General features: G+C 69.2%; 27 protein-coding genes, 1 tRNA gene and 1 pseudogene. 10 read left to right on the top strand and 19 right to left on the bottom strand.

The annotated features are described in order from the left end of the window. Window positions 1-124: 124 nt before the first annotated feature. The 3 genes from mctP to AB0E90_RS27130 form a co-directional block, all read right to left on the bottom strand. Window positions 125-1,768: a monocarboxylate uptake permease MctP gene (gene mctP, locus AB0E90_RS27140; RefSeq protein ID WP_360411390.1), complete on the bottom strand. Its 1,644-nt coding sequence runs from the start codon at window positions 1,766-1,768 to the stop codon at window positions 125-127. Window positions 1,769-1,852: 84 nt separating this feature from the next. Further along, the gene (locus AB0E90_RS27135; RefSeq protein WP_360411387.1) at window positions 1,853-2,083 is read right to left on the bottom strand and encodes a DUF3311 domain-containing protein; all 231 of its coding nucleotides are present in this window, start codon (window positions 2,081-2,083) and stop codon (window positions 1,853-1,855) included. A gap of 127 nt (window positions 2,084-2,210) precedes the next feature. Continuing rightward, window positions 2,211-3,497, bottom strand: coding sequence for a glycoside hydrolase family 18 protein (locus tag AB0E90_RS27130; RefSeq protein ID WP_360411384.1), 1,287 nt, complete (start codon window positions 3,495-3,497; stop codon window positions 2,211-2,213). A gap of 117 nt (window positions 3,498-3,614) precedes the next feature. On the opposite strand from AB0E90_RS27130, the pseudogene AB0E90_RS27125 reads away from it, so the two are divergent. Further along, window positions 3,615-3,938, top strand: a pseudogene (locus tag AB0E90_RS27125) (VOC family protein); the annotation flags it as partial. Window positions 3,939-3,940: 2 nt separating this feature from the next. On the opposite strand, the gene AB0E90_RS27120 reads toward AB0E90_RS27125, so the two are convergent. Beyond that, window positions 3,941-5,434, bottom strand: a complete 1,494-nt coding sequence (locus AB0E90_RS27120; protein ID WP_360411381.1) for a TIR domain-containing protein — start codon at window positions 5,432-5,434, stop codon at window positions 3,941-3,943. Window positions 5,435-5,553: 119 nt separating this feature from the next. On the opposite strand from AB0E90_RS27120, the gene AB0E90_RS27115 reads away from it, so the two are divergent. Both AB0E90_RS27115 and AB0E90_RS27110 read left to right on the top strand, forming a co-directional pair. After that, window positions 5,554-6,498 carry an aliphatic sulfonate ABC transporter substrate-binding protein gene (locus AB0E90_RS27115; RefSeq protein ID WP_360411378.1) on the top strand — a complete coding sequence of 315 codons (945 nt, stop codon included), beginning with the start codon at window positions 5,554-5,556 and terminating at the stop codon, window positions 6,496-6,498. Further along, window positions 6,495-7,313: an ABC transporter permease gene (locus AB0E90_RS27110; RefSeq protein ID WP_360411375.1), complete on the top strand. Its 819-nt coding sequence runs from the start codon at window positions 6,495-6,497 to the stop codon at window positions 7,311-7,313. Before AB0E90_RS27115 ends, AB0E90_RS27110 begins: the two co-directional genes overlap by 4 nt. A gap of 12 nt (window positions 7,314-7,325) precedes the next feature. Here AB0E90_RS27110 and AB0E90_RS27105 read toward each other — a convergent pair whose 3' ends face one another. From AB0E90_RS27105 to AB0E90_RS27080, 6 genes are all read right to left on the bottom strand, one after another. Further along, window positions 7,326-8,657: a hypothetical protein gene (locus tag AB0E90_RS27105; protein WP_360411372.1), complete on the bottom strand. Its 1,332-nt coding sequence runs from the start codon at window positions 8,655-8,657 to the stop codon at window positions 7,326-7,328. Between the two features lie 56 nt (window positions 8,658-8,713). After that, a complete protein-coding gene (locus AB0E90_RS27100) occupies window positions 8,714-9,820 on the bottom strand; it encodes a bifunctional RNase H/acid phosphatase (protein ID WP_360411369.1) in 1,107 nt (368 codons plus the stop codon). Then, window positions 9,817-10,551, bottom strand: coding sequence for a C4-type zinc ribbon domain-containing protein (locus AB0E90_RS27095; RefSeq protein ID WP_360411366.1), 735 nt, complete (start codon window positions 10,549-10,551; stop codon window positions 9,817-9,819). Before AB0E90_RS27095 ends, AB0E90_RS27100 begins: the two co-directional genes overlap by 4 nt. Continuing rightward, a complete protein-coding gene (locus AB0E90_RS27090) occupies window positions 10,548-11,393 on the bottom strand; it encodes a Nif3-like dinuclear metal center hexameric protein (RefSeq protein ID WP_360411363.1) in 846 nt (281 codons plus the stop codon). The genes AB0E90_RS27095 and AB0E90_RS27090 overlap by 4 nt, the downstream gene beginning before the upstream one ends. A 19-nt stretch (window positions 11,394-11,412) precedes the next feature. Further along, a complete protein-coding gene (locus AB0E90_RS27085) occupies window positions 11,413-11,997 on the bottom strand; it encodes a flavoprotein (RefSeq protein ID WP_360411360.1) in 585 nt (194 codons plus the stop codon). 166 nt (window positions 11,998-12,163) lie between these two features. After that, on the bottom strand, window positions 12,164-13,393 hold the full coding sequence (locus tag AB0E90_RS27080) for a helix-turn-helix domain-containing protein (RefSeq protein ID WP_360411357.1): 1,230 nt from the start codon (window positions 13,391-13,393) through the stop codon (window positions 12,164-12,166). Window positions 13,394-13,646: 253 nt separating this feature from the next. Here AB0E90_RS27080 and AB0E90_RS27075 point away from each other — a divergent pair, with 253 nt between their 5' ends. Further along, window positions 13,647-14,294 (top strand): bifunctional DNA primase/polymerase, encoded by a 648-nt coding sequence (locus AB0E90_RS27075; RefSeq protein WP_360411354.1) that lies wholly within the window; start codon window positions 13,647-13,649, stop codon window positions 14,292-14,294. 172 nt (window positions 14,295-14,466) lie between these two features. On the opposite strand, the gene AB0E90_RS27070 is transcribed toward AB0E90_RS27075, so the two are convergent. Together AB0E90_RS27070 and AB0E90_RS27065 are read right to left on the bottom strand one after the other, a co-directional pair. Beyond that, complete coding sequence (locus tag AB0E90_RS27070) at window positions 14,467-15,081, bottom strand: XRE family transcriptional regulator (protein ID WP_360411351.1); 615 nt, start codon at window positions 15,079-15,081, stop codon at window positions 14,467-14,469. After that, complete coding sequence (locus AB0E90_RS27065) at window positions 15,078-15,935, bottom strand: hypothetical protein (RefSeq protein ID WP_360411348.1); 858 nt, start codon at window positions 15,933-15,935, stop codon at window positions 15,078-15,080. Before AB0E90_RS27065 ends, AB0E90_RS27070 begins: the two co-directional genes overlap by 4 nt. Window positions 15,936-16,194: 259 nt before the next feature. On the opposite strand from AB0E90_RS27065, the gene AB0E90_RS27060 reads away from it, so the two are divergent. Beyond that, complete coding sequence (locus AB0E90_RS27060; RefSeq protein ID WP_360411345.1) at window positions 16,195-16,710, top strand: DUF402 domain-containing protein; 516 nt, start codon at window positions 16,195-16,197, stop codon at window positions 16,708-16,710. A gap of 68 nt (window positions 16,711-16,778) precedes the next feature. Continuing rightward, entirely contained in the window at window positions 16,779-17,045 is a 267-nt protein-coding gene (locus AB0E90_RS27055; RefSeq protein ID WP_360411342.1) for a hypothetical protein, read from the top strand. A 63-nt stretch (window positions 17,046-17,108) separates the two neighbouring features. Here AB0E90_RS27055 and AB0E90_RS27050 read toward each other — a convergent pair. The 4 genes from AB0E90_RS27050 to AB0E90_RS27035 all read right to left on the bottom strand — a co-directional run bounded on the left by AB0E90_RS27050 (window position 17,109) and on the right by AB0E90_RS27035 (window position 20,523). Beyond that, window positions 17,109-17,180: transfer RNA gene (locus tag AB0E90_RS27050), tRNA-Val, on the bottom strand. 37 nt (window positions 17,181-17,217) lie between these two features. Beyond that, window positions 17,218-17,682: a peroxiredoxin gene (locus AB0E90_RS27045; protein WP_360411339.1), complete on the bottom strand. Its 465-nt coding sequence runs from the start codon at window positions 17,680-17,682 to the stop codon at window positions 17,218-17,220. A 61-nt stretch (window positions 17,683-17,743) separates the two neighbouring features. After that, window positions 17,744-18,175 (bottom strand): DUF3052 domain-containing protein, encoded by a 432-nt coding sequence (locus AB0E90_RS27040; RefSeq protein ID WP_360411336.1) that lies wholly within the window; start codon window positions 18,173-18,175, stop codon window positions 17,744-17,746. Between the two features lie 101 nt (window positions 18,176-18,276). Further along, a complete protein-coding gene (locus AB0E90_RS27035) occupies window positions 18,277-20,523 on the bottom strand; it encodes a thiamine pyrophosphate-dependent enzyme (RefSeq protein ID WP_360411333.1) in 2,247 nt (748 codons plus the stop codon). Between the two features lie 184 nt (window positions 20,524-20,707). Here AB0E90_RS27035 and AB0E90_RS27030 point away from each other — a divergent pair, with 184 nt between their 5' ends. The 3 genes from AB0E90_RS27030 (at window position 20,708) to AB0E90_RS27020 (ending at window position 24,327) form a co-directional block, all read left to right on the top strand. Then, window positions 20,708-21,112 (top strand): YjbQ family protein, encoded by a 405-nt coding sequence (locus tag AB0E90_RS27030; RefSeq protein ID WP_360411330.1) that lies wholly within the window; start codon window positions 20,708-20,710, stop codon window positions 21,110-21,112. Window positions 21,113-21,260: 148 nt separating this feature from the next. Next, complete coding sequence (aceE, locus tag AB0E90_RS27025; RefSeq protein ID WP_360411327.1) at window positions 21,261-23,999, top strand: pyruvate dehydrogenase (acetyl-transferring), homodimeric type; 2,739 nt, start codon at window positions 21,261-21,263, stop codon at window positions 23,997-23,999. 4 nt (window positions 24,000-24,003) lie between these two features. Next, on the top strand, window positions 24,004-24,327 hold the full coding sequence (locus AB0E90_RS27020; RefSeq protein WP_360411324.1) for a hypothetical protein: 324 nt from the start codon (window positions 24,004-24,006) through the stop codon (window positions 24,325-24,327). On the opposite strand, the gene AB0E90_RS27015 is transcribed toward AB0E90_RS27020, so the two are convergent. Genes AB0E90_RS27015 through AB0E90_RS27005 form a run of 3 tightly spaced genes read right to left on the bottom strand, consistent with a single transcriptional unit; the run spans window position 24,317 to window position 25,636 of the window. Then, entirely contained in the window at window positions 24,317-24,769 is a 453-nt protein-coding gene (locus AB0E90_RS27015) for an SRPBCC domain-containing protein (protein ID WP_360411321.1), read from the bottom strand. The genes AB0E90_RS27020 and AB0E90_RS27015 overlap by 11 nt on opposite strands. Next, window positions 24,766-25,101, bottom strand: coding sequence for a metalloregulator ArsR/SmtB family transcription factor (locus AB0E90_RS27010; protein WP_360411318.1), 336 nt, complete (start codon window positions 25,099-25,101; stop codon window positions 24,766-24,768). The genes AB0E90_RS27015 and AB0E90_RS27010 overlap by 4 nt, the downstream gene beginning before the upstream one ends. 1 nt (window position 25,102) lies before the next feature. After that, on the bottom strand, window positions 25,103-25,636 hold the full coding sequence (locus AB0E90_RS27005; RefSeq protein ID WP_360411315.1) for a dihydrofolate reductase family protein: 534 nt from the start codon (window positions 25,634-25,636) through the stop codon (window positions 25,103-25,105). A gap of 105 nt (window positions 25,637-25,741) precedes the next feature. On the opposite strand from AB0E90_RS27005, the gene AB0E90_RS27000 reads away from it, so the two are divergent. Next, window positions 25,742-26,992, top strand: coding sequence for an MFS transporter (locus AB0E90_RS27000; RefSeq protein ID WP_360411312.1), 1,251 nt, complete (start codon window positions 25,742-25,744; stop codon window positions 26,990-26,992). Window positions 26,993-26,998 lie beyond the last annotated feature (6 nt).

Below are 26,998 nucleotides of genomic sequence, written 5' to 3'. Positions count from 1 at the left end.
CGGGGCGGGTTCGCGGTATTGCGGTTGGCCGGCCACCGGCCCCGTACTCATAAAAAAGCGTGAGAAAGGCGAGAACGCCGCACCGGTGAGGTACGGCGTTCTCTGACCCGGGAGCGGGTCAGGCTCAGGTCGACGAAACCGTGTCGACCGTCGTCTTGCCTTTCTCGATGCGAGGGTCGCCCTCGTCGGCGAAATAGTCGTCCGGGGTGGTTCCGTCCACGCCCTCCGGGGTCTTCATCCGGCGCAGCAGAAGCGTGACCAGAACCGCGACCAGCAGGTTGACCGCCACCGCGACGAAACCGACGTAGATGGTCTTCGTGGTGTCGAAACCGAACTCCGACAACGAGAACGCGGAACCGCCGAAGTGCGCCCGTTTGGTGGCCACGTTCGGAATCTGCCAGAGCATCCAGAAGGCGAGGATCATGCCGGCCGCCCAGCCGGCGATCAGCGCGTTGCGGTGCAGCCAGCGGGTGTAGAGGCCGAGCGCGACGGCGGGCGCGGTCTGCAGGATGATGACGCCGCCGATGAGTTGCAGGTCGATGGAGAATTGCGGGTCGAGGAAGACGATGAAGGCGACCGCGCCGACCTTGACGACCAGCGAGGCGATTTTCGAGACCTGCGCTTCCTGGGCGTTGGTGGCGTCGCGCTTCAGGTATTCCTTGTAGATGTTGCGGGTGAAGAGGTTGGCCGCGGCGATCGACATGATGGCGGCCGGGACGAGCGCGCCGATGCCGATCGCGGCGAAGGCGATGCCGGCGAACCAGGCCGGGAATTTCTGGTCGAACAGCAACGGCACGACCGTGTTGCTGTCCACTGATCCCGCTTTGGCGCCGGGCAGCGGCTTCACACCGGCCGCAATGGCCGCATAGCCGAGCAGCGCCAGCAATCCGAGCAGGAAGCTGTAGGCGGGCAGCGCCGACATGTTCCGTTTGATGACATTGCGGTTCTTGCTGGCCAGCACACCGGTGATGCTGTGTGGATAGAGGAACAACGCCAATGCCGAGCCGAGCGCCAGCGTGATGTATTGGATCTGATTGTTGGCGTTGAGCAGAATGCCGTCGCCCGGCGCCGCGGAAGCCTGGAATTTCTTGTCGGCCGCGTCGAAGATGCCACCCCAGCCGCCCAGCTTCAGGGGCAGGTAGATGACGGCAACGATGATGACGATGTAGATGAGCGTGTCTTTGACGAACGCGATCAGCGCGGGCGCGCGCAGCCCCGACTGATAGGTGTAGGCCGCGAGAATGGCGAACGCGATGATGATCGGCGTGTGCCGGGCGATCGCGCTGTCGCCGGTCACGCCCATCGTCTTGAGCACCGCCTCGATGCCGACCAACTGCAACGCGATGTACGGCATGGTCGCGACGATTCCGGTGATCGCGATCAGCAGCGCCAGCGTGGGCGAGTCGAAGCGACTGCGCACGAAATCGGCCGGCGTGACGAAGCCGTGCCGGTGCGACACCGACCAGAGCCGGATCAGGATCAGGAAGAAGAGCGGATAAATGACGATGGTGTAGGGCACCGCGAAGAAGCCGGCGGCGCCGGCCCCGAAGATCAGAGCGGGCACGGCAACGAAGGTGTACGCCGTGTAGAGGTCACCGCCGACCAGGAACCAGGTGATCCAGCCGCCGAAGCTGCGGCCGCCCAGCCCCCACTCGTCGAGGTGCGCCATGTCCTTCGGGGCCCGCCATCGCGCCGCCACGAAGCCGATGCCGCTGACCAGCAGGAACAGAATGGTGAAGACGACAATCTCGGTGATGTGGTCGCTCATGCCAGCTCCTCGCTTCGCTCCGAGCTGCCAAGAGCAAATTCCGCACTGAGCTTGCTGATTCGCTCGCTACGCTCGCTCATCGGATCACCGCCTGGTCATCCGGTAGACGATGCCGGTGGTGGCCACGCCGAGAAGGATGAACAGGAACTGGAGCCAGTAGAACGACGGGAAGCCCCACAGCCGCGGTGAGTCGTGATTGAACAGCGGGGTCAGCAGGGGCACGACGATCGGGATGACGAGCAGCCAATTCCACGGACTGCGGTCGCTGCGGGCCGCCGTCGTGGGTGTCTCCGCCGGGGCGTCAGGCTCGGCCATCAGCACACCTCCTCGTTTGTCTCAGAGTCCACACCGAAGCTAACGATGCGGGCCGGAGTCAGTCGATCACCGTGCGCCGAACGGGCGAGGCGGTGCGCTTAACGGCTCCGCCACGCCCGCGTAACAATCAGCTCAGGCCGAACGAGACCGCCTTGGTCAGCGACGCGTTGTCGTCGTCGCCGTCCAGCGACCACATCATCGCCCCGCCCAGGCCTTTCGCCCGGATGTAGAGCGTCTTCTGCAGCATCTGCGCCGGGTCGTCATAGGTCCAGAACGTGGTGCCGTCGAACAGCCACGAGTTGCCGGCCGCCCAGTCCCGGTAGACCTTGAACCCGGGCAGCGTCTTGACCGTCTTGTAGTCCTCGGTCCCGTCGGCGTAGAGGCCCTTCGCCGCCCCGGTCGCGGTGGCGAACCGGCCGTTCCCGCCGCCGGTGATCCCGGTCCAGCCCTGGCTGTAGTAGGGAAGGCCGAGGACGAGCTTGCTCTTCGGCGCACCCGCCTTGGTCCAGGCGTTGATCGCGTTGTCCGCCGAGAAGTCCGGGTTGTCCGGCGCCCCCTTCGGCACGAAGATCGACGACTGCTGGTTCGCCCGCGGCTCCCACGAGCCGTGGAAGTCGTACCCCTGCACCGTTCCGAAGTCGAGGTAATTGAAGATCTTCCGGCCCTCGAACCCGGCGTCGATCTTCGCGGGCGCGGCGGGCAGGAACGCGGTCAGGTCGTAGTGCTCGCGCGTGCTCTTGCCGAGCTTGTCGAGCTGCGCCCGGAACTCGGCGGCGAGCAGCGTGAAGTTCTGCTTGTCCGCCGGCCGGATCACGTTGCCGGCGTTGCCCTCCGACCCCGGCCATTCCCAGTCCAGATCGACGCCGTCGAAGATCCCCGCGGCGACACCGGCCGGCAGCCCCGGCAGATTGCCCTTGAGCCAAAGATCAACGCAAGAGCTGACGAGCTTCTTGCGCGAGGCGTCGGTCAGGGCCGCATCCGAGAAGTACGCCGATCCGCTCCACCCGCCGAGCGAGATCAGCACCCGCAGCTTCGGGTTCTTGGCCTTGAGCTCGGCGAGCTGGTGGAGGTTCCCGGCGAGTGGCTGCCCCGCCACGTCGCCGACGCCGTCCACGCTGTTGGCGTCGGAGAAGGACGTCCCCCAGTCCGCCCACGGGTCGGCGGAGTCGCAGACCCCGGCCGCCGTGACCGGCCCGAACGCGTAGTTGAGGTGGGTCAGCTTCGCCGCGGCGCCGGAGTTCTGCACCTTGGCCAGCGGAAAGCCCCGCCCGTAGATGCCCCACTGGGTGAAGTACCCGACCTTGACGTATTTGCTGCCGTGCGCATCGTGCGCCTGCGCCGCACCGGGCGCAGCCGCCACGAGCGTCACGGTCGCGGCCGCCGCCGCCACCAGACGGCGAGTAAGTGAACGCATAAGCCCTCCAGGGCTGTAAACAAAGTTTCCTGATTGAGGAAGCTAAACGTCCACGTGGGAGTAGGGCAATGCCTTCAACGGTCGGAAACTGACCGGAATCGCTGCCAGGATCGGGGTATGACCTCCGAGATCCTGGAATCGGCCCCCACCGGCGGGGCCACGCTCAACCCGTTCGTGATCGTCGACGACGCCGCCGGCCTCGTCACGTTCGTGTCCGAGGTCTTCGGCGTCGAGGAGGTGGCCGAGGCCCGCACCCCACTGCCGGAGGGCAAGCTGATCCACGCCCAGGTCCGGATGGGCACGGTCGACCTGATGTTCGCCGACCGCCTGGAGGGCTGGCCGTCCCGGCCGGCCCTGCTTCAGGTGTGGGTCCGGGACGTGGCCTCACTCCTGAAACGGGCGGCCGAGCGAGGCGCCACCACGATCACCGAGCCGACGCCGTTCTACGGCGAGACGACGCTGGGCCGCATGCTCGACCCGTGGCAGAACGTGTGGTGGCTGTGGTCCCCGGCCCCCGGCCAGCCCGACCCGCTCCCCCACTGGGAGAAAGGCGGCACCGACACGGTGTTCGCCACCCTGGACCGCGCTCTGAAGTCACTTACCAGGTAAACGCGCCTTACTCCTGGGCTTCCGTCAGCACTCGGACGTGCTCGGCGGAGATGATCGTGTGAGGGTGATCGTTTCCGAGTACCCGTCGGCGGCGGGCAAGATTGTCCATGTGAACCTCTCTGGCCCGCTCGCGGATAACCGGTCGGAGACCGTCCATCACGCAGAAGCTCGGCGGCGTGGGTCTGGAGTTCCGCCAGGAAGACGGCGGGGCTGAGGCGGGTCTCGGCTAGAAGTCCAGCGGCCTGTTCGATAGCCAACGGCAGGTCACCGAGGGCCTCCGCGAGATCTTCCGCTTCGTCCGCTCCGAGGCTCGGCCGGTGGGTGCGGAGCAGATCGGTCGACTCGCTGCGAGCGAACACATCCACGTCGACCGACTGCGCGACGCCGATCCAGGCGGGGTTGCGACTGGTGATGATCAGGTGTCCGGGTCCGTCCGGAAGGCTCGGAGTGAGGTCATCGCGGCTCCCGGCGTTGTCGAAGATCAGCAACCAGCGCGAATGGCCACGCAGGTGGGCATGGAGCTGTTTCACTGCGTCCGGGGTCGGGGTTCCGCCTGGCACCAAGCCCATCTCGACCGCGAGGGTGACGAGATGATCACCGATCAACTCGGGCTGCTCGGACGGCACCCACCAGACCAGGTCATATTCGCCGGCGAAGCGGTGCGCGTATTCGATGGCCAGCTGGGTCTTGCCGACTCCGCCCATGCCGTGCAGGGCCTGAACCGCCGCCCGCTGACCCGAGCGCAGCGTGTCGTGCAGGCTGTTGAGCATGGCGTCGCGTCCGGTGAAGGCCAGATTTCGTCGCGCCAGATTCCATACCCGGGGCAGAGATCCTGGCGGACGCGGCCCGGTGTCCGCCGCCGTTGCGGCCGGAGCACCGGGGTAACCCGGTCTCGTGATCGTTCCGGCCCTGCCTGCGGCCGGGTCGATCACCGTCCGGACCGCGTCGACCAGAATCTTCCCGGCCTGATCCGGTGCGAGACCGAACAAGTCGGGCACGAGGATCGGGGCCCAGATCCCGGCGTGCAGGTCGACACTGTCGATTCGCAGGGGGATCAGCTTCGCGTTCGGGTCGCTGCGCCGCTGGGCCAGCCGGGCTGTCCACTCAGCCGTGGCGAGCCGGTCGGAGTCGAGATAGGCGGTCGACAGCAGAACCAGCATCGGGTTCTCCGGGGCCAGTGCCGCGTTCATCGCCTCGATGCGGTTGGTCCCGACGAGCCAGTCGATGCTGCCTATCTCGGTCGGGTAGCCGGCTGCCTCCAGGTGCCAGCGGGCCCACTCCGCCCACGCCAGGTCTCGGTCGGCGTGCGAGATGAAGATCCGGGACACAACGTCCACACTGCACCGATTGCGGCGCGGCGGCGACCACCGAACGGGCGATATCGGCCTGCGGGCGGCACTTCTCAGACCCTACCCATATTTCCTATCGACTATATAGACTGCGCCGCATGCGCCGTACTCTCGCCATCGCAGCTGTCCTGACGCTTGCCGCAGCCGCCGCGCTCAGCGGGTGCGGCAAGGATGATGAAAACGCCGCCGGTGGCGGCACCCTGCGCGTCGGTTACCAGCGTTTCGGTGGATTGAGCCTGCTCAAAGCCCGCAACGACGCGCCCGGCGTGACCTGGTCGCTGTTCGAGAGCGGGCCGGCGCTCACCGAGGCGATCAAGGCCGGCGCGATCGACATCGGGCAGACCGGGGAGGCGCCGCCGATCTTCGCGGCGGCGGCCAGGACGCCGTTCAAGATTGCCGCCGTCGGGGCGCCGTCGCCCAAGAGCGAGGCGGTGCTGGTCAAGAAGAGCCGGGGCTTCAAGAGCTTCGCCGACCTCAAGGGCAAGACGGTCGCGCTGAACAAGGGCTCCAACGTGCACTGGCTGCTGGTTCGCCTGCTCGAGGCCAATCACATGACACTGACCGACATCAATGTCAAATATCTGAAGCCGGCCGAGGGACGGCCCGCTTTCGACAACGACCAGGTCGACGCGTGGATCATCTGGGATCCCTATTTTGCGCTCGCCGAGAGCCCGGACGTGCAGATTCTCGCGGACGCGACCGGCGTCGCGAACAATCGGGAGTACGTTTTGGTCTCCTCGGATGCGGCCGACAAGAAGACCGAGCAGATCAAGAGCTTTCTGACGACGTACGAGAAAACGACGGCCTGGGGGATCGCCAACCCGGACGAACGCGCCAAGGTCCTGGCCCCGGAATTGAAGATCGACGAGCCGAGGACCAAGCGTGCCCTGGCCCGCGCCGCGCAACCGGTCGCCCCGCTGACCGGCGAGATCGGCACCGAGCTGCAGGGCATCGCCGACGGCTTCACCCAGCTCGAACTGATTCCGGTCAAGGTCGACGTGTCGGCGCTGATCGATCCGCGCTTCACCGGAGCGGTGCAATGACGCTGGTGGCGGCGCCGGCCGAGACGGAGAAGACGGCCGCCGCGCCGGTCCGGGCCAAGAAACGGCGGTGGCGGCGCGCGGTCAGCCCGGTGCTGATCGTCGCGCTCTGGGAGATCGCCTCCCGCGCGGGGCTGATCTCGCCGGACAAGCTGCCCGCGCCCAGCACGGTCCTGCAGACGGGCTGGCGGCTGACCGCCGACGGCACCCTCGGCCACCACCTGCTCGACTCGCTGACCAGGGCGGCCATCGGCCTGCTGATCGGCGGCGTCCTCGCCCTGGTGCTCGGCTCGCTGGCCGGCCTGCTGCGGGTGGGCGACGACGCCATCGACCCGCCGGTGCAGATGGCCCGCATGCTGCCGCACCTGGCGCTGGTCCCGCTGCTGATCATCTGGGTCGGCATCGGCGAGTCGATGAAGATCACGCTGGTCGCGCTGGGCGCTTTCTTCCCGCTCTACTTCAACACGTACGCCGGGATCCGGGACATCGACGAGCGGCTGATCGAGCTGGCCCGGACGTACGGCCTGGGCACCTGGCAGCGGCTCGTCCACGTGGTGTTGCCGGGCGCGCTGCCGTCCCTGTTCCTGGGCCTGCGGCTGGCGATCGGCGCGGCCTGGCTGAGCCTGGTCGTGGGCGAGCAGACGAACACCCAGAACGGCATCGGCTTCCTGATGATGGAGGCGCGAGAGTTCAGCCAGACCGACGTGGTGGTGCTGGGCCTGTTCGTCTACGCCCTGCTGGGCCCGCTCTCCGACGTGCTGCTGCGAGTGGCCGAGCGCAAGGCGCTGTCGTGGCGGCGCGGCCTCAAGGCAACCTGAGCTCCTACGTTCTCACCGGCCGCTGAGAACGTAGGAGCCGGTGCTGGTCGCCCTGTCCGCCGGGCCGAGATTGCCGGCCACGTCCTTCCGGTCGAAGGTCGCGAAACCCCGGCGCATGAGGCACGAACTCACGCCGGCGCCCAGCGCGGTGATCACGTCCGGTTCGCTGTACGGCCGGTCGAGCAGACGGGTGGCCCCGGCGCTGCGGCCGGCGAGGATCGATGTCATGGCGGTACGCAGGTCGCCGCTCACCTGGATCTCGGCGCCCACCGGCTCCAGCGCGTCGGGGCCCGGGCACCGGCCGCGCCGGCCCCGGGTGACCTTCGCGTAGTCGGAGGACGGGTGCGGCACGATCTCGAAACCCGAGTCGTGCGGCTGCACGCTGACCAGCGGAATGCGGGCGGAGACGCCGGAGTTCACGTCGCTCTCGACGTACCTGCCCTGGTATTCCGATTCCGCGTTCTGCTGATTTCCCATGTAGGCCAGCGCGTTGACCAGGTGGAGCCGCGCGATTATCGCCCGGCAGCGGTCCGCGGCGGTCGCCTGCGGGTACGGCGCGAATTCGTGCATGACATCGGTCAGAAAGGCGACGACGTGCTCGGCCGCGGCTTCCGTGTTGTGCAGCAGGAACGACTGGGCGTCCATCTTCGGACCGGGCGCGAGCGCATCGAGGAGATACCGCTGCCGCCATCCGCCCCGGTCCGAATCGTCACGAATGACGAAATGGCTCCGCGGCGAATCACCCCATCGCGCATCGGCCGTCGCCTCGGCCTGCTCCCGTTGCAGCCCCCGGTGCCGGACCAGGGCGTTGGCCGCGTGGGTGACCCAGACCCCGGCGCGCAGAGTCCCCGCCCGGATGCCGCTGGGCAATTGGTCGACTGTGGCCAGAGCCACCGGCTGCATCAGCAGGCCGATCACCACCAGCAACCGTGCGTCGTCACCGAGCCAGACCCGGGCGAAGTCGGTGCGCACCCCCGCCCTCGGCGCCCGCATCGCCCTTGCCGTCGGGTCCTCGAGCGCGTTCACGACAATGCTGTCGTCACCGCTCAGAATCGCTGTTGCCAGCGGCGCCAGGCTCATCGCCATCCGGTGGCCGACGACCCGCACCACCACGCCCCGGACGATCTCGGCCGCTGTCAATCTCGCGCTGTGCCGCTCAAGGCGGGAGAGCGGACCGCCGAGAAGGTACGAGTACGCCTTGTCCATGATCGAGAAGACATTCGACACCGACGCGTTCGCATGCATCGCGTTCGACCACTCGATCGACATCTCCGGCACGTCGGGATTGCGTTCCGCAAAGAACCCGCCGAAGTCGCCCGGGTACGACGAGTGGCACTCGGTCATCGGGCTTACCCCTCATCCGCAGCAATCCCCCGATAAAGGTAGCCGAAGTGCGGGGTTCAGCGCAGGTGGGAAGTCTCGTTCACGGAGCGGACCGCGATGTTTCCGTCGGGCCAGATGTCCATCGTGGAGACGCCGGCCGCGTCCAGGAACATCCGGTGCAGGAAGGCGTCCGAGGCCGCCAGCGCGTCCTTCAGGATCAGCTTGATCGGGGAGACGTGCGAGACCACGACCACCACGCCGCCCGCGTACTGCTCCTTGATGGTGGCCAGGACACCCCGGGTCCGCTTGGCCACCGCCCGGAACGACTCGCCGCCCGGTGGGGCCACCGCGGCCGAGGCCAGCCACTCGCTCATCTCGTTCGGCCAGCGTTTCTGCACCTCGGCGAAGGTCAGGCCCTCCCAGTCGCCGAAGTCGCACTCGATCAGGTCGGGGACGACCGTCACCGGAACGCCGCCCACCTCGGCGGCGATCAGCTCCGCCGTACGCGTACATCTGCCCAGGGGTGAGCTCAGGACGGCCGTGACGTCGCGGCTGATGCCGGCGACGCGGCCGCCGGCCGCCATTGCCTGGGCCTCCCCCTCGTCCGACAGCGGCACGTCGCCCCGGCCGGAATAGCGGCCCTGCGCGGTCAGCGCCGTCGCACCGTGCCGGACCAGGATGATCCGGGTGGCGTTGTCCAGGGACGGCGGCGCCCACGAAGCCGGCGGCGGGTCCGTCTGGTCGGCCACGGAGAAGTCGGGGGCCGAGCGCGGGATCTTGCCGGTCGCCTCGTCCATGGCCCGGTTGGCCAGGGCGTCGGCGGCCTTGTTGCGTTCGCGCGGGATCCAGTCGAAGGTCACCCGGTCGAAGTGGGTGACCAGCTCGGCCGCCGTGGCGGCGAGCGGGCGCAGGCCGGGGTGCTTGATCTGCCAGCGGCCGGACATCTGCTCGACGACCAGTTTCGAGTCCATCCGGACGTCGACCTCGGTGGCGTTCAGCTCCCGGGCCGCCTTCAGGCCCTCGATCAGGCCGGTGTACTCGGCGACGTTGTTGGTCGTGGTGCCGAGCGAGCCGAGCCGTTCGAGGAGGATCTCGCCGGTGGGATGGGCCCGCACCACCGCGCCGTAACCGGCCGGGCCCGGGTTTCCCCGGGAACCGCCGTCGGCCTCGATCGCGACTCTCACAGCCCGGACTCCGTCGTGCGCACCATGATGCGGCGGCACTCCTCGCAGCGCACCACGTCGTCGGCTGCGGCCGACTTGACCCGGGCGAGGTCGGCGCCGTACAGCTCGATGCGGCAGCCGCCGCAGCGGCCCGAGCGGAACAGCGCGGCGCCGAGGCCCGAGTCGAGGCGGATCTTGTCGTAGAGGGTGACCAGGTCGGCCGGCAGGTCGGCGGCGAGCGGGCCGCGGCTGGCCGACTTGAACTCCTGCTCCTTGGTGATGTCGGTGAGCGCCTCGTCGCGACGGCGTTCCGCCTCCTCCCGGCGCGAGGAGGCCGCCGCCAGCCGCGCGGTGACCTCGGTCAGCGTCGTCTCGGCGGTCTCCTTCTGCTCCATCAGCTCGAGCTCGGCGTCCTCCAGCTCCGACTGCCGCCGGTTGAGGGTGGCCAGCTCGTGCTGCAGGCCCTCGATCTCGCGCAGCGCGCCGCCCGCGTCGAGGCGCTTCTGGTCCTTCTCCTTGCGCTGCCGCACCTGCTCGATGTCCTTCTCGAAGCGGGTGATGTCGCGGTCGATGTCGTCGACCGCGACCTGCGCGCGGGCCCGCTCGTCCGCCAGCGCGGACAGCTCCCGCGACACGGTGTCGATCTCGGCGAGCTCGGGCAGCGACTTGCGCCGGTGGGCGAGCTGGGCCAGGGCGGTGTCGACGGCCTGCAGGTCGAGCAGGCGGCGCTGGGCTTCCGGGCTGGCCTTCACGGCTGGTTCTCCTTCTCGGTGGAACTGAAAGCATGGACGGTCCAGGGATCGGTGTCCACGTCGGACACCGTGACCGCAACGCCGAACTCGCCGCGCAGCCAATCAGCCACCTCGTCGAGCCATGGCCGCTCGGTCGCCCAATGGGCGACGTCGAGCAGGGCGGGGCCGTCCTCGGCGAGATGCTCACTGGCGGGATGGTGGCGCAGGTCGGCGCAAAGGTACGCGTCCACGCCGGCTCGCGTCGCATCGGCCAGGAAAGAGTCGCCGGCGCCACCGCAGACCGCGACGGTGCGGACGATCCGGCCGGGATCGCCGGCGGCACGGATGCCGGCCGTGGTGGCCGGCAGGCGGGACGCCGCGAACCCGGTGAACTCGGCCAGATCCATCGGCTCGGGGAGCGCGCCGATGCGGCCGATGCCACGCCCGCCGCCGGTCGCCGCCGGAACGAGCGGGCGCAGGTCGACCAGGTCCAGCCGGTGGGCGAGCGCGTCGGAGACGCCGGGGTTGGCCACATCGGCGTTCGTGTGCGCCGCATAGAGGGCCACGTCGCCGCGGATGAGCCGGTGGATGATGCGCCCCTTGTAGGTGTCCGGGGCGATCGACGACACCGGCTTCAGCAGCAACGGGTGGTGCGCCACGATCAGGTCGGCGCCCTCGGCGAGAGCCTGGTCGACGGTCTCGGGGACGCAGTCGACCACGCAGAGGACCCGGGACACCGAGTGGTCAAGATCACCGAGCACCAGCCCCACCCGGTCCCAGGACTCCGCCCAGTCCCGGGGATAGCGCCGGTCCAGGGCGTTCACCACGTCCAGGACGGTGGGTGGTGCGGCGTTGTCGGTCACGGCCGACAACTCTATCGGGCTAGCCGACGGCGCCTGGCTCGACTCGGCTGGTCATCGTCACCGGATTGCTGACCGCCTGCAGGGCCCGCCGCCACGGGAACTGCCCGCGGAAGCGATCCGTCTGCCCAGGGTTGCCCAGCCGGCACACGTCCTCGCCGTACAGGACGTGCACCCCCCAGTCGCGGAGCTTGGCGAGACTCTCATGCAGCGCAGGATGAAGGGCCATGACCTTGTTGGTGTACGGGACGACGGCCGTCGGCACCCCATATCCGTAACCCTCGACCAGCAGGCCGAGAACGAGGGTGTCGGTGATCCCGGCGGCCCACTTGTTGACCGTGTTGACCGTGGCCGGCGCGACGATCATCGCGTCCGCATCGGGCAGCATGTCGGGATCGCCGGGACTTTTGTAGTAGGTACGGACCGGGTGTCCGGTCTGGGCCTGAAGTGCGGCCACGTCGACGAACTTGCGCCCGTCGGGGGTCGTGATCACGCACACCTCCCAGCCTTCCTGCTGGGCCAGGCCGACCAGGATGCCGACGTCGCGGGCCATGGGCGAGCCGCATACCAGGACGTAAAGCACGCCCGGCGAGGGATTACCGGTCATCACGCGGGAACCCACCCCTGTGCCGGCCGGCGTTCCGCGACTCGGCGATCATTCGCCGTCGTGGCCACGGCCCGTAGCCTCCCCGCTCCACACAGTGCCGGCCGGCGTTCCGCGACTCGGCGATCATTCGCCGTCGTGGCCACGGCCCGTAGCCTCCCCGCTCCACTCATACGCCGACTCCCATCTGCTCGGCCAGCTCCGCTATCGGAGCCGGCGGCGTGCCTCGCGTCCGGCGAAGCACGTCGGAAAGAACCTCGTGGGCGAGCGGGCGGCAGCGGATCTCCGACGGGGCGAGCCGGTCGCCCTCGAGAAGCATCTCGCTGGCCTTCTCGATGTTGCCGATCTGCGTGTAGCCGCGGGCGATGTCCAGGTAGTGGTGCGCCCGCCGCTCGGGCAGCATCGCGTTGAAGCCGATCGGGTCGAGAAGCCTCTCGTGGGTCTCCACCGCGGTGCGGCCGTCGCCGAGCTCGACCGCCGTGGCGCAGCGGTGCAGCTGCACGTTGGTGGGGCCGAAGCTGGTCCAGTAGTGGTTGAAGTCGCCGCCGAGCTCCAGCGACGCCTGCTCGGCCCCGCAGAGCAGGTCACGAACGGTTGCGCCGTCGCCGATCCGGGCCGCGGCCATGGCGCCGTTGAGCAGCAGCATGCCGTACACCGAGAGCCGGTCGGCGCCGGTCAGGTCGCGGCTGGGCGCCAGCCGGTTGGCGATGTTGACGTTGACCTCGAGCGCGGGACGCACCCGGCCGAGCGCCAGCAGCGCGCTGCCGACCCGGTAGCTCGCCAGCCCGGCCAGGAGCTGGTCGCCGGCCCGCTGGGAGACCGCGATGGAGCGGTCCGCGGCTAGCCAGGACAGCTCGTGCTCGCCGACCTTGCGCAGCGCCGAGGACGCGATCTGGTAGACCTGCCCGAGCAGGTGGGCCGCGTCCTTGGCCTCGGCGGTGGCGGCGTGCGCGCTGTCCGCGGCCTGCGCGTCACGCAGGAGCTTGGGCAGCGTCCGGGCCAGTACGCCGTACTTGGCGTGCTGGTAGGTCAGCCACGCATGGCTGACTGCTTTGCGCATTTCCGACAGTGGTGGCGAGTTGGGCACAGCCTGGAAGAACGCACTCATCTGGTCATACCGCTCCAGAGCCGCGCGAATCTCCTCGACTTCCACCTGATCTATGCAGTTCTGCGTTTCCGGCCGGCGTTCCACGTCCTTGCCCAGCAACAGCTGGACGTCGACCTGAAGTACGTCGGCGATCTCGTAGACCACGGAGAACTTGTCAAGTCGGCGGACCCCGCGCTCCACCTTGTCGACCCAGCTCTTGGACTTTCCCAGCCGGTCCGCAAAGACCTGCTGGGACATCTTTCGTCGACCGCGCCAATAGGCGACGCGGCGGCCGATCGGCAGCTCGTCCACGGTGCCTCCCCCGACCCGCCGGCGACCCCCGCCGGCGAGCCCTTGTGTCATCTGCAGTCTTGACCGCCCGCGTGCGACCGCGTCGCACAGCGTGTGTGATCGCCTGCTCACCGATGCTCGTAGTTTTCGTTGCAACTTGCAAAGGGTGGATCTGACCGGCCCAACGAGGTGTGTCGGGCTTGGATACGGCATCGGCGGCTGATATAGCCGCCGGGCCACCCGGAAGTCCTCCTAGACCGGGGGTTGAGGAGCCATGCAGTGGACCACCAATCGACCGTTCGTCCCACTTGACCGGCTGCGGCTGCGCCACCACGCGCTGCGGTACGCCGCACACGGCTGGGCGGTGACACCCGGCGCCTGCCTGACCGGCCACCGCTTCGACTGTGGACGACCCGGGTGCCCGGTCATGACCTGCCACCCGGCCATGGAGTCCTGGGAGGACACCGCCACGATCGACATCGGCCTGGTGCACCGCTGGTGGCGGCGTCGGCCGCACAGTGTGCTGCTGGCCACCGGCCGGCGGTTCGACGCGCTGGAGGTGCCGGCCGCGCTCGGCCTGCGCACCCTCGGCGCGGCCCGCCTGCACCGGACCGGGCTGGGCCCGGTCGCGGTGACCGCGGCCGGGCGATGGATGTTCCTGGTGCGGCCGGGCGAGCCCCTGCGCAAGGAGCTGGATCGCCGGCTGGACGTGGTGCGGCACGGCCTCGGCTCGTGGATCCCGGCTCCGCCCAGCCGGATGCTGGAGGGCGCCGTGCGGTGGGCGGTGCCGCCCGAGCGGACACAGTGGTTGCTGCCCGCTCCGGAGACGGTGCAGGAGCTGCTCGTCGTGTCCCTGGGAACGGCCGGCGAACCCCGGATCCTCGTCCCGCGTCAGCTGTCCACCAGCCGCCGAGCCGCCTGAGGGCAGCGACGTCCGACCGGCCGCCGGATCGTTAGCGCTGGTAGCGGACGGTTCATGGGCATCGGCGGGGGCACGCATGTCGACAGACAACGTAGTTGCATTCTGCGTGACGGTCGAGTCACACAATGGAATGAACTTGCGTGAACGCGGGGCCGGGACCCGGCCCCGCGGATCACGCCCGGTCGGCTCCCGGCCGCCCGGCACTCCCCGGCGGAACTGACGGGCGGGCCCGGACGTGGATGCGGGCGCCCTGCGCGTCGAAGATGGTGAGGAACTCGACCGGCTCGCCGCCGGCGCTGCCGAACCAGTGCGGCACCCGGGTGTCGAACTCGGCGGCCTCACCGGCCGGCAGGACCAGGTCGTGCGGGCCGAGGATCAGGCGCAGCCGGCCGGTCAGCACGTAGAGCCACTCGTAGCCCTCATGCGTCTTCGGCTCCGGCTCGTGCCGGTCGCCGGGCGCGATGACGTGCTTGAACGCCTGCGGCCCGCCCGGGTTGCGGCTCAGCGGCAGGATCAGCTGGCCGAACCGCTTGATCGGCCGCGCGTACACCCGCGGATCGCCGGTCTGCGGCGCGCCGACCAGCTCGTCCAGCGGCACCCGGTGGGCCTGGGCCAGCGGGAGCAACAGCTCCAGGGTGGCCTTGCGCTGTCCCGACTCGAGCCGGGACAGCGTGCTCACCGAGATGCCGGTGGTCTCGGCCAGCGCGGCGAGGGTGATGCCCGATTTCTGGCGCAACGCCCGCAGCCGGGGACCGACCTCCCGGAGGACGTCGTCGGTAGGGTTCACGCCACCAATGATGCGGCAGCGGCCAGCTCACGATAGGCGCTCAGCACCACGGAGGTCCGGTCGGCGAGCTCCGGCGCCGACTCGGCCGGCGGCGGGCCGGCGGTGAGCCGGGCCAGCGCCAGTTCGGCCTGCCGGGCGGTCGCCCCGATCCGCTGCTCACGCACGAAGGTCTCGCCGGCCAGCGCGGTCTCGTCGATGCTGCGCAGGATGCGATTCGCCTGCTCGGCCGAGGCGAGCCAGAGCTCCTCGGTGCGCTCCCGCTGCTCGGTGAGGGCGAGCGCGGCCGGGCTGTCGGCGGGCACGTCGGTGGTGCGTACGCCATCGAGCCCCGCGCGCAGCCGGCGGATCTCCTGCCGCCGGACCAGCAGGGAGGCCAGGTCGTCGAGGGCGTGGGTCAGGGTCCGGTCGGCGGTCTCCGGGTCGATCATGCCGGGCAGCGCCGGCCAGGTGCGCCGGATGCGGCGGGCGACGGCGACGGCACGGCCGTAGGCGGCCCGCTCCTCGGGCGTACGCAGGACGCGCGCGCCCGGCTCACGGGGGATCTCGAACGTCGTGCGCTGTGCGCGGCGGCGGTCGTCCCAGCCGGCCAGGGCCAGCGTGACCAGCGTGCAGCCGGCGATCAGCCAGCCGGGCAGGCCGGCGGCGAACATGAACGCGGAGACGACCAGCAGCGGAAGGCTGAGGCGGGCGAGGAACGTCACGCGAACCTCGCGGCTTCGCCCGCTCGGGGTCACCGGGAGGAATTCGGTCACGGCGCCGGTGCGGCGGCGGCGGGCGCGTCCGGTCCGGGTTTTCAGCGGGTACGCCGAGACCACCGTCTTGTCGGCATCCGAACCGATGAACAACTCCGACACCAGGCGCCCCTCCGAAATCTGATTATCCGGGCGGGCCCGATCGCCGAGGGGATGTCCGACCGGCGCCCGCCCACCGGTGGGTGCTCCCCGCCGGCAAGTGAAGGATCGGTTCCCCGGCGGGCCGAGCTGAAGGTTCAGCCGTTGCTTCCCGGTTGCCCCGGGGTCCCATCGGGGAGCAGCCGGTAAACACTCGACAACGCTTCGGATCCGGGCGCCTGCGGGGCATGTCGCCCGTCGGTGATCGATGTAGCCTCTCCGGGTGACTGCCGTCGATCTCGTACTGCGCAAATTCGACGGCTCGCCGCACCGCCAGGTGACCGGGCAACTGCTCGGCGAGGATGCGTACGGCACGTGGCTCGCCACCCCGCGTGGGAGCGTGGTCAGCTACCACTACGGCAACCGGCCGACCGGCCTGACCCGGGCCGACGCGGTCCGGCTGATCCCGGCCGAGGGCTGGTGGATGGCGATGTGCCTGGCCGAGCCGGACGCCCGCGACATGTATTGCGACGTCACCACCCCGGCCGTGTGGACCGGCCCGGCCGAGATCACCGTGGTCGACCTCGACATCGATCTGGTCCGCTACCGCGCCGACGGCCGGGTGGAGGTCGAGGACGAGGACGAGTTCGCCGAGCACCGCGTCTCCCTCGGTTATCCCGACGAGATCGTCGAGGGCGCGCTGCACGCCGTGGCCGAGTTGCGCGAGGCCCTCAGCCACGGCAAGGAGCCGTTCGCCGACCACTACCGCAAGTGGCTGGCCCTGGCCGGCCGGCCGTGACCGGGGTGCCGGCCACCCGCCTTCGCTGACCGGAGAAACTGTCAGAGGGTGACCCTAGAGTCGCTCCCATGAATGACACCGCGCTCCAGTCCTCCCCCATCACCCTCGACCGGCGCCTGCTGCTGGGCGACACCGATTACCAGGTGACCGCGTTCCCCACCGACGACCATCGCATCGACCTGTGCATCGTCAGCAGCGACCCCGACGGCCAGGTGATCAGCGAGCTGAGCGCGGGCCTGGACCCCACCGACCTGATCAACGTGACCGCCGTCCTGACGTCGACCCTGGCGGGCCTGATCGCCATGACCCAGCCCCCACCATCCCCACCCCGCTGACACCCGGACGCGGAAAGGCCCCCTTGGTCCGCGTTCGGCGAACCAGGGGGGCCTTCGGACCGGTGGGCACGGTAGGTTTCGAACCTACGACCCCCCGCTTGTAAGGCGGGTGCTCTCCCACTGAGCTACGCGCCCCCGACGGGTCCGAGTAAGCATCGTACCTTGAGCGGATTCACGATTTCAGGGTGGCGATGGCCGCATCCCAGGCCGCCCGGTCCCGGGCCTCGCCGGGGCCGGCCTCCTCGGAAAACCGGATCACCCCCGCGTGGTCGATGAGGAAGGTGCCCCGGTTGGCGAAGCCGGCCGCGTCGTCGAAGACCTCGTAACGGCGGGCCACCTCGCCGTGCGGCCAGAAATCGGCCAGCAGGGGGAAGTCGAAGCTCTCCTGCAGCGACCACACCTTGTGGCTGTAGACGGAGTCGACGCTGACGGCCAGCACCTGGAGGTCATCGGTGGCGTACCGGTCGATGTTGTCCCGGATGCCGGCCAGCTCGCCCTTGCAGGTCCCCGTGAAGGTGAGGGGATAGAACACCAGCAGGATGGCCTTGCGCTGGTGGAAACCGCGCAGGCCAACCTCTTGGTTGTTCTGATCCTTGAGGGCGAAGTCGGGCGCGAGCGCGCCCACCGGCAGCGGCATGCGCACAACCCTAACCGGACCGGCGCCAACGGACGCCGGCCGGCACGGAGTTCACAGTGAGCTACTTCTTCTTGGCACCCCTGGGGGAGACGAGCCGGCCGCCCGTCCAGTCCTTGCCGGCGTTGACCGTCGAGGTCTGCTGCAGACCCGCCGTGGGGGCGGACTCGCTGATCTCGCTCGGTTCGACGTGCCCGTCACGGCCCGCCTTGGGGGTCAGAAGCCACACCACGCCGTTCTCGGCGAGGGGGCCAAGGGCATCGGTGAGCAGTTCGAAAAGGTCACCATCGCCATCGCGGTACCACAACAGCACCGCATCGACGACCTCATCGGTGTCTTCGTCGACCAACTCGCCGACGCGTTCGGTCAGGGCGTCACGGAGGTCCTCGTCGACATCGTCGTCGTAGCCCATCTCCATGACCACCATGTTCGGCTCGAAGCCGAACCGGTCCGCCAGGCTGCGTACGCCGTCGGCCTGACCAGCGGTCGCGCTCACTGTCTAAGTCCTCCTAGCCAAGAATGAAATTGCCTAAAACCTGGGGGTAGTCCACACACTTGCGGCCTCGTGCGCAAGTGGCGCACCGAGTGTGTGGCAATTTACCGTGCCAGCAGTGCATGGGCACCCTGTGTGATCGCATCCTCCCCCACCAGCACGTGCTGCGCGGCCGGTCCCAGCGGAATCAGCGAGTCGGCCGCCGCGATCCGCCGTGCCGAACCGACAAAACCGCCGTCCACCAGGGCCGCCAGCACGCCCTCGCCGACCCCGCCGGTGCGCCGGGTCTCGTCGACGATCAGCACCCGGCCGGTCGCGGAGGCCTCCCGCACCAGATCCGCGGCGGGCAGCGGGCTGAGCCAGCGAAGGTCCACTACCCGGGATCCGAACCCCTCCTCGGCGAGGCGCGCGGCAACACGCAGCGAGAGCCGGACGCCGTTGCCGAACGTCACGATGGTCAGATCGGACGCGTTGCCCACCGGGTAGGTGCGGGCCCGGCCGACCGGCACGTGCTCACTCGACCAGGAGACCGGTCCCGCGTACGGCGAAAGCCATTCGTTGTCGCCCTGCTCGTAGAGGTCGCGGGTGTGGTAGAGGGCGATCGGCTCGAGGAAGACGCAGACGCTGCCGTCCGCCGCGGCCGACGCCAGGCAGGTGCGCAGCATGGGCGCCGCGTCGCCGGGCCGGGCCGGCACGGCCAGGACCAGGCCGGGGATGTCACGCAGGACGGCCACCGAGTTGTCGTTGTGGAAGTGCCCGCCGAAGGCCTGCTGGTAGGCGAGGCCGGCGATGCGCACGACCATCGGGTTGCGGTAGGCCCCGGAGGAGAAGAACGACATGGTGGCGGCCTCGCCGCGCAACTGGTCCTCGGCGTTGTGCAGATAGGCCAGATATTGAATTTCGGGGATCGGGAGCATCCCGTCGAGCCCGGCGCCGAGCGCCAGCCCGAGGATGGTGGTCTCGTCGAGCAGGGTGTCGAAGACCCGCTCGGACCCGAAGCGCTCCTGCAGTTTCTTGGTGACGCCGTAGACCCCGCCCTTGCGGGCCACGTCCTCACCGAACAGCAGCGCGCCCGGGTTGGCGAGCAGCGCGTCGGTGAGCGTGGCGTTGATGGTCTGCGCGAGGGTCAGCGGCCCGCCCTGCTCGGGCAGCTTGCCGTCGAAGGCCTGCAGCCGGGTGGCCGCGCCGGGACCGATGGCCCGGGTGGCGACCTCGGTGATCTCGTGGGCGACGCGCAGCGGGCGGCGCGGGGCGAGCGGGCCGACGATCTGGGCGACCGAGGCGAGCTTGGGTTCGCCGAGCACCTCCTCGGCGACCTTGCGCACCTGCCAGCCGATCTCGTCGTAGCGGGTGATGACCTCTTCCGGGCTGAACAGGCCGGCCTCGACGAGCGTGCGGGCGGTGTGGACCAGCGGATCGCGCTCGAGGTCGCGGGTGATCGCCTCGGTGGTGCGGTAGGCCACCTCGGCGTCGGCGCCGGCGTGCCCCATGAGCCGCACCATCGGCAGATGGAGCACGGCCGGGCGGCGCTCGCGGCGGACGTAACCGGCGGCCTCGGCCGCGGCGTCGTAGGTGCCGGCCAGGTCGCAGCCGTCGGCCGAGGTGTAGCGCACGCCGGGGCGGGACGACAGCATCGCGGCGAGCCAGCCGTCCGGCGTGGGCACGCTCACGCCGAGCCCGTTGTCCTCGCAGACCAGCAGCAGTGGCAGCCGGATGTCGGAGTGCTCGAACCAGCCGGCCGCGTTGAGCGCGGCGGTCGCGGTCGCGTGGTTGGCCGACGCGTCGCCGAACGTGGCAGCCACGATCGCGTCGGCGGGCCAGCGGTGGGCGGCATGCGCCCGGGCCACCGAGAAGGCCAGGCCGACGGCGCGCGGCAGGTGCGAGCCGATGGTCGAGGTGGTCGGGACGATGTTCAGGTCGGCGCTGCCGAAGACCTTGTGCCGGCCGCCGGCGATCGGCTCGTGCGCGCTGGCCACGACGCCGCGCAGCACGTCGCGGGCGGCGTCGGCGAGGCTCTTGGCGCGGGCGCAGAAGAACGCGGCCGAACGGTAGTGCAGCAGGGCCGGGTCGGTGGGCAGCAGAGCGGCGGCGATGGCGGCGTTGCCCTCGTGACCGGACGATCCGATGGTGTAGAAGCCCTCGTTGAAGCTGCGCAGCCAGCGGGCGGCCAGGTCGAGGTGGCGGCTGGCCAACTGGGCGTCGAACAGCTCGAGTGCGCGTGCCCCGGTCAGCGTGGATCCGTCGCGGACCGCGTCGCCGGGGGCGCGGCGCGTGCCGGGGGCGGGCAGCGCGGTCACCGCGTCGCGGAAACGCTCGTCGAGGTTCTGCGGGGTGGTCACAAAATTCAGCATTGCCGACTGCGGCCACACCCGCCACGTCAGAAAGTCAGCAATTTGCATCGACGCCAGTACGAGGCGTGTTCTACTCGGATCATGATCTTGCGGACAGTGACCGGCCTGACCCTGGCCGTCCTGTGGCTGGGCGCGACGGCAGCCCTGTTCCTGGTGCTGGACCTGTATACCTAGGCTCTGGCGGATGCGCACTGAAGTGATCACCGTCCGGACCGGCGGATCGCCGGTTGTCCGCGACATCACATCCGAGGCGGCCGACTTCGCGAAGTCCGAGGCGGACGGACTGCTGCACGTCTTCGTGCCGCACGCCACCGCCGGGCTCGCGATCATCGAGACCGGGGCCGGGTCGGACGACGACCTGCTGGCCGCGATCGACGAGCTGCTGCCGGCCGCGGACAAGTGGCGGCACCGGCACGGTTCGCGTGGCCACGGCCGCGACCACGTGCTTCCGGCCTGGATCCCGCCGTACGCGACGCTGCCTGTCATTGATGGTCGAATCGCGCTCGGCACCTGGCAGTCGATCTGCCTCGTGGACACCAACGGCGACAATCCGACCAGGCAGGTCCGCTTCTCATTTATCAACGGCTGAGAAGTTACTGGTCAGTACGTGTGTCCCGGATCGCGGACAGCCCGGGTAGGCGTGACGATGCGCACCGGGAGGGGGCAGGATGGAGGCAACTCCGAGCGACCCACACGATGCGACCGCTCGGTTCCTACACCCGACAAGAGGATTGCCTGTGGCCACGGAGCGCAAGCGCCCGGTAATCAGCGATGGCCTGCCGAGCCAGCTTCCGGACATCGACCCCGAGGAAACCAACGAGTGGGTCGAGTCTCTCGACGGAGTCATCGACGAACGCGGCGCCAAGAGAGCCCGTTACGTTATGTTGCGCCTGCTCGAGCGGGCCCGGGAGCGACAGGTCGGCGTCCCGCCACTGACCTCCACCGACTACATCAACACGATCCCGCCGGAGCAGGAACCGTGGTTCCCCGGCGACGAGTTCGTCGAGCGCCGCATCCGGGCGTACATCCGGTGGAACGCGGCCATGCTGGTCCACCGTGCGCAGCGACCCGACATCGGGGTCGGCGGCCACATCTCGACCTACGCGTCGAGCGCCAGCCTCTACGAGGTCGGCATGAACCACTTCTTCCGTGGCAAGGACCACCCCGGCGGCGGCGACCACATCTTCTTCCAGGGCCACGCCTCCCCCGGCATGTACGCACGGGCGTACATGGAGGGCCGGCTCAGCGAGAACGACCTGGACGGCTTCCGCCAGGAGTTGTCGCATCAGGGTGGCGGCCTGCCGTCCTACCCGCACCCCCGGCTCATGCCGAACTTCTGGGAGTTCCCGACGGTCAGCATGGGTCTCGGCCCGCTGAACGCGATCTACCAGGCGCGGTACAACCGTTACCTGCAGAACCGCGGCATCAAGGACACCAGCCAGCAGCACGTCTGGGCGTTCCTCGGCGACGGCGAGATGGACGAGGTCGAGTCGCTCGGCGCGATCGGCCTGGCCGCCCGCGAGGAGCTCGACAACCTCACCTTCGTGATCAACTGCAACCTGCAGCGCCTCGACGGCCCGGTTCGCGGTAACGGCAAGGTCATCCAGGAGCTGGAGTCGTTCTTCCGCGGCGCCGGCTGGAACGTCATCAAGGTGGTCTGGGGCCGGGAGTGGGACCCGCTGCTCGCCGCGGACACCGACGGCGCGCTGGTCAACCTGATGAACGTCACGCCCGACGGCGATTACCAGACGTACAAGGGCGAGTCCGGGGCGTACGTGCGGGAGAACTTCTTCGGTCGTGACCCGCGCACCCGCAAGCTGGTCGAGGGCATGACCGACGACGAGGTCTGGAACCTCAAGCGCGGCGGCCACGACTACAAGAAGCTGTACGCGGCGTACAAGGCGGCCACCGAGCACACCGGCCAGCCGACCGTGATCCTCGCCAAGACGATCAAGGGCTGGACGCTCGGCTCGCACTTCGAGGCGCGCAACGCCACCCACCAGATGAAGAAGCTGACCCTGGACGACCTCAAGGGCTTCCGGGACCGCCTCTACCTGGAGATCAGCGACAAGCAGCTCGAGGAAAACCCGTACCTCCCGCCGTACTTCCGTCCCGACGAGAAGTCCGACGAGATGCAGTACATGCTGGAGCGGCGCCGCGAGCTGGGCGGCTCCATCCCGTCGCGGCGCACCAAGCACAAGTCGCTGGCGATCCCCGACTCGAAGGCGTTCGGTGACGTCAAGCGGGGCAGCGGCAAGCAGAAGGTCGCGACCACGATGGCCTTCGTCCGGCTCCTGAAAGACCTGATGAAGGACAAGGAGTTCGGCCCACGCTGGGTGCCGATCATCCCGGACGAGGCGCGTACGTTCGGTCTGGACTCCCTCTTCCCGACGAAGAAGATCTACTCCCCGCACGGCCAGACCTACACCTCGGTCGACCGGGAGCTCTTCCTGTCGTACAAGGAGGCGACCAACGGCCAGATCCTGCACGAGGGGATCAACGAGGCCGGGTCGACGGCGAGCTTCATCGCGGCCGGCACGTCGTACGCCACGCACGACGAGCCGATGATCCCGCTGTACATCTTCTACTCGATGTTCGGCTTCCAGCGCACCGCCGACGAGCTGTGGGCCGCCGCCGACCAGATGACCCGGGGCTTCCTGCTCGGCGCCACGGCCGGCCGCACCACGCTCAACGGCGAGGGCCTGCAGCACGAGGACGGCCACTCGCTGCTGATCGCGGCGACCAACCCGGCCGTGGTGTCGTACGACCCGGCGTTCGCGTTCGAGATCGCGCACATCGTCGAGAACGGCCTGCACCGGATGTACGGCGAGAAGCAGGAGAACGTCTTCTACTACCTCACCATCTACAACGAGCCGATCTTCCAGCCGGCCGAGCCCGCGGGCGTCGACGTGGAGGGCCTGCTCAAGGGCATCTACCGGTACAAGCCGGCGCCGGCGACCACCGGGCCGAAGGCGCAGATCCTGGCGTCCGGCACCGGCATGCAGTGGGCGCTCAAGGCCCAGGAGCTGCTGGCGCAGGACTGGGGTGTCAGCGCTGACGTCTGGTCGGTGACCTCCTGGACCGAGCTGCGGCGCGACGCCGTGACGATCGAGGAGCACAACCTGCTCAACCCGGGTGACCAGCCCCGCAAGCCGTACATCCAGCAGAAGCTGGAAGGCACCGAGGGCCCGGTCGTGGCGGTCAGCGACTTCATGCGGGCGGTGCCCGACCTGATCGCGCGCTGGGTGCCGAACGACTACACGTCGCTGGGCACCGACGGCTTCGGCATGAGCGACACCCGGCACGCGCTGCGGCGCCACTTCCACGTGGACGCCGAGTCGGTGGCCGTGGCCACGCTGCGCCAGCTGGCGCTGCGCGGCAAGGTCCCGGTGCACGTGCCGGCCGAGGCCGCGAAGAAGTACGCGATCGACGACGTCAGCGCCGCGCCGGTCGGCGAAACGGGCGGCGACAGCTGACCCGGTGAAGACCGGACGATGGGCCCCACCGGTGACGGTGGGGCCCATCGCCGTCCAAGGCCGGGCAACCGGGTGCCGATGGGTCTTTCGTGGAACGCAGGCGCCGTGGTTTGCCGATGGGTCACCGGCTGCTCGCACCGACCCGGCCACCGCCACCCCGTTCGCCGAGGTGGCCTCGGGCAGCCGGGACATCGCCGAGGGCATCGGGGTGGTCAGCGACGCCGTGGACGGCACCCGGGTGTCGGTGACGGCGTCACACCGGGCGGCGGACGAGCTGAACGCCACCGCCTGCCGCCTGACCGTGCTGGTCGACCGGTTCAGGGTTTGACGACGTACGCCTGCAGCTTGTCGAACTGCTGGTTGGTGCCGAGGAGCATGTAGCTCTGGATGGCGTCGGTGAGGTAGCCGGCGTAGTGGTTGGTCATCTCGGTGCGGCCGTCGCCGAGGTCCTTGAAGGTGATGGTCGACGTGCCGCCGCCGATGCCCCGCTGGCCGTCCCACGCGAACTCGAGCACCGACGGCTCGTCGACCGTGGTGAACCGCATGTCCGAGGGGTACTCGGTGCCGTCGGCGTCGATCATGGTCAGCCGGAAGACGCCACCGGTGCGCACGTCCATCTCGACGGTGCCGCGCGGCGTGTGCATCCCGGCCGGTCCCCACCACCGCCAGATCTGCTCCGGGTCGGTCCAGGCCCGCCAGACGAGCTCGCGCGGCGCGTCGAAAACGCGCACTATGTCGAGCTCGCGGAAGGTCATCTCCTCGTCGGTCACTGCTCGGTTCCCTTCATCAACGTACGCAGGTGCAGGTCCAGCTTGTCGAAGCTCGACTCCCAGAACTGCCGATAGCGATTCATCCACTCGTCGGCCGCACGCAGCGGCTCGGCCTCGAGCCGGCAGGGCCGCCACTGCTTCTCCCGGCCGCGGGAGATGAGGCCGGCCCGCTCGAGCACCTTGAGGTGCTTGGAGATCGCCGGGAGGGTCACGTCGAACGGCTCGGCGATCTCGTTGACGGTTGCCGGGCCGTCGGCCAGCCGGGCCAGGATCGCCCGGCGCGTCGGGTCGGCGAGCGCGCCGAAGACGACACTCAGCTGGTCAGTGGCCACGTCAGGCCGGCACGTAGGTGACCACCTCGACGCCGGTCGCGGTCTTCCACGAGTCGGCCAGCGTCAGGGCGATCTTGGTGCCGTCGTCCCAGAGCTTGCGGCCCTCGCCCTGCACCACCGGGTAGACCATGATCCGGTATTCGTCGACGAGGTTGTGCTTGGTCAGGTAGTTCACCAGGCTGGCACTGCCGTTGATCAGCAGGTTGCCGGGCTCGGTCTTCAGCTTGGCCACGGCGTCGGCGACCTCGCCCTGGAGGAAGCTCGCGTTCCACTCCGGAGTGGTCAGTGTGGTGGTGGCGACGTGCTTGGGCATCGCGTTCATCTTCTGGCCGAAGAAGCCGGTGGCCTCCTCCATCTGCGGCCAGGCAGCCTTGAATCCCTCGTACGTCTTACGGCCCAGCAGCAGCGCGTCGGCCTGCTCGAGGTTGCCGGCCTGCCAGCTGCTGAGCTCCTCGTTGAAGTAGGGACCGCTCCAGGCCGGCTCCTCGAAGACGCCGTCCAGAGTCACGTACTCCACCGCTACGACCTTGCCCATGTTTTACCTCCTGGTTAATTAGCTAGTCGGTAAAGTAACCGGCAAAGTGGGCCTCGTCAAGTTGTCTGACGATCCGTAAGCTCTTCGCTACGGAGAGGAGGATCGATGGCGGTCACCCATGGGACTCCCGCGCTTGCCGAACCCGTCGTTCCCGTTCGGCGTTCCTGGATCGGCCTGCTCTTCGCGGCCAATCTGGGTCTCTGGATGGCCTATTACACGCCGCTGCAGATCCTGCTCCCCCAGCAGATCGAAGATCTCGGGGTCGCCCACAAGGAACTCTGGCTCGGCATCGTGACCGGCATCGGCGCGATCGTCGCCGTCGTCGTCAACCCCCTGGCCGGCGCCCTCTCCGACCGCACCCGGCCGCGGCTGTTCGGCCGCTACCGGGGCCGGCGGCACATCTGGACGGCGGGCGGCGCGCTGCTGCTGTTCCTGATGCTCCTGACCCTCGCCGTCGCGCCCAACCTGTTCTGGCTGACCGTCGGCTGGGCCCTGGCCAACATCGGCATCAACATCATGCTGGCCACGCTGACCTCCGCGGTCCCCGACCGGGTGCCGGTCGCGCAGCGCGGCCTGGTCTCCGGCTGGATCGGCATGCCGGTGGCGCTGGGCCTGGTGGTCGGCGCCATCCTGGTCACCTCGGTGGTCACCACCCCGCCGCCGGGTTACCTGATCATCGCGATCGGCCTGCTCCTGCTGGTGACGCCGTTCGTGCTGCGCACCCCGGACGACCCGCTCGGCGACGACGCCGTCCCCCGCTTCACGCTGCGCGGGTTCCGGCTCGACCTGCGCGGCAACCCCGACTTCGCCTGGGCCTGGGTGACCCGCTTCCTGGTCATGCTCGGCAACGCGCTCGGCACGCTCTACCTTCTCTACTTCCTCACCGACGCGGTCGAGCTCGACGACCCCGACACCGGCCTGCTCTACCTGATCCTGATCTACACGGTCGGCATGATCGGGACGGCGATGCTGAGCGGCTGGCTCTCCGACCGGGCCGGCAAGCGGAAGGTCTTCGTGGTCTGGTCGGGCGTGATCATCGCGGTCGCCGCGATCCTGCTGGCGATCTGGCCCGTCTGGCCGGTCGCCATGGTGGCGGCCCTGCTGTTCGGCGCCGGTTTCGGCATCTACCTGGCGGTGGACACCGCGGTCGTCACCCAGGTGCTGCCGGCCGCCGCCAACCGGGCGAAGGACATCGGCGTCATCAACATCGCCCCGTCGGTGTCACAGGCGCTCGGCCCGGTGCTGGCCGCCCCCGTGGTGGCCTTCCTGGGCGGATACCCGGCCCTGTTCGCACTCACCGCCGTCACGAGCCTGGCCGGGGCCCTGGCCGTCCTGAAAATCCGATCCGTTCGCTAGGTACTC

The sequence above is a fragment of the Actinoplanes sp. NPDC026619 genome, assembly GCF_040638295.1.
Lineage (GTDB): Bacteria > Actinomycetota > Actinomycetes > Mycobacteriales > Micromonosporaceae > Actinoplanes.
This window is presented reverse-complemented; position numbering and strand designations above follow the sequence as displayed.

Excerpts from the sequence above, each read along its gene's own strand:
- AB0E90_RS27075 (WP_360411354.1), top strand. The coding sequence starts at position 13,647 with ATGCAGTGGACCACCAATCGACCGTTCGTCCCACTTGACCGGCTGCGG.
- AB0E90_RS27005 (WP_360411315.1), bottom strand. The coding sequence starts at position 25,636 with ATGGGCAAGGTCGTAGCGGTGGAGTACGTGACTCTGGACGGCGTCTTC.
- AB0E90_RS27045 (WP_360411339.1), bottom strand. The coding sequence starts at position 17,682 with ATGCCGCTGCCGGTGGGCGCGCTCGCGCCCGACTTCGCCCTCAAGGAT.
- mctP (WP_360411390.1), bottom strand. The coding sequence starts at position 1,768 with ATGAGCGACCACATCACCGAGATTGTCGTCTTCACCATTCTGTTCCTG.
- AB0E90_RS27130 (WP_360411384.1), bottom strand. The coding sequence starts at position 3,497 with ATGCGTTCACTTACTCGCCGTCTGGTGGCGGCGGCGGCCGCGACCGTG.
- AB0E90_RS27055 (WP_360411342.1), top strand. The coding sequence starts at position 16,779 with ATGAATGACACCGCGCTCCAGTCCTCCCCCATCACCCTCGACCGGCGC.
- AB0E90_RS27035 (WP_360411333.1), bottom strand. The coding sequence starts at position 20,523 with ATGCTGAATTTTGTGACCACCCCGCAGAACCTCGACGAGCGTTTCCGC.
- AB0E90_RS27105 (WP_360411372.1), bottom strand. The coding sequence starts at position 8,657 with ATGACCGAGTGCCACTCGTCGTACCCGGGCGACTTCGGCGGGTTCTTT.
- AB0E90_RS27110 (WP_360411375.1), top strand. The coding sequence starts at position 6,495 with ATGACGCTGGTGGCGGCGCCGGCCGAGACGGAGAAGACGGCCGCCGCG.
- AB0E90_RS27085 (WP_360411360.1), bottom strand. The coding sequence starts at position 11,997 with ATGACCGGTAATCCCTCGCCGGGCGTGCTTTACGTCCTGGTATGCGGC.
- AB0E90_RS27030 (WP_360411330.1), top strand. The coding sequence starts at position 20,708 with ATGCGCACTGAAGTGATCACCGTCCGGACCGGCGGATCGCCGGTTGTC.
- AB0E90_RS27000 (WP_360411312.1), top strand. The coding sequence starts at position 25,742 with ATGGCGGTCACCCATGGGACTCCCGCGCTTGCCGAACCCGTCGTTCCC.
- AB0E90_RS27115 (WP_360411378.1), top strand. The coding sequence starts at position 5,554 with ATGCGCCGTACTCTCGCCATCGCAGCTGTCCTGACGCTTGCCGCAGCC.
- AB0E90_RS27135 (WP_360411387.1), bottom strand. The coding sequence starts at position 2,083 with ATGGCCGAGCCTGACGCCCCGGCGGAGACACCCACGACGGCGGCCCGC.